We start from the raw sequence: 417 nt of genomic DNA on the forward strand, positions 1-417 counted from the left end.
TGTCCGACGGCACCCGGGCCAAAAGTACTTTCCCGCACGCTTGCTCGGCGCCCTTCGCCATCTTTGCCGGGTGGTATAAGCCAACCCTCTCTGGAGGGGCCGTGCAGCCGTCGTGCGTTTGGATCTCCCAAAGAGAGTTTTGAAACTCATCGGTTACTTCCATGCGCCAGTCCCGGCCCGGTTTCAGCTTGCCATCGAGGTTTTTGATCATCTCGCCGGCGGTACGGTTCGCCTCGACCCAAGCCGCATCCTGGTCCGGCAATTCCTCCCCCACGTCGTCCCAATAAACCCGATCGTGGAATATGTTAAAATGATAACGAGGCACTGCTCCGTCTCCTTCCTAAAGGAGACAAATCGACTGTGGTAAGAAAGTTCAGCTCCGCCGCCGCGATTCTGAACGATAAAGCGAACGCCTCG

1 protein-coding gene is annotated in these 417 nt (G+C 57.1%); it reads right to left on the reverse strand.

Annotation, left to right across the window (positions count from 1 at the left end; all coding sequences use genetic code 11):
* Positions 1-325: DUF6894 family protein (locus AWU74_RS14400; RefSeq protein ID WP_202966451.1), on the reverse strand; the 325-nt coding region annotated here is incomplete at its 3' end.
* Positions 326-417 lie beyond the last annotated feature (92 nt).

This window comes from Treponema endosymbiont of Eucomonympha sp., from assembly GCF_001028545.1.